Genomic DNA, 256 nt, shown 5'->3' with positions numbered 1-256 from the left:
ATGATAAGCCATTTATATTCGGGCAAGATTCTCTATTATTCCGTTAATGGCCCTGCCGACATCTGGGCGGAAAAGATGGTGGCTGATGAGCGGGGTACCCATTTTGACGTGCACTTCCGTTCCGGCGAGTCTTTCCCCGTCTACCTGCCGCTGCATGGAAAGCATAACGTGCTAAACGCACTGCCAGCGATCGCCATCGCACGCTATTTTGACCTGACCACTGCGGAAATCACAGCAGCGCTCGCCACCGTGAGTG

1 protein-coding gene is annotated in these 256 nt (G+C 53.9%); it reads left to right on the top strand.

Features of this window, described 5'->3' with window-relative positions:
* On the top strand, positions 1-256 hold a 256-nt coding region (locus MXD62_RS09070), incomplete at both ends, for a Mur ligase family protein (protein WP_248828929.1).

Origin of the sequence: Frankia sp. Mgl5, assembly GCF_023242985.1 — a bacterium.
Lineage (GTDB): Bacteria > Actinomycetota > Actinomycetes > Frankiales > Frankiaceae > Parafrankia > Parafrankia soli.
Note: the sequence above shows the minus strand (reverse complement) of the source record. Positions and strands in the feature narration are given on the sequence as shown.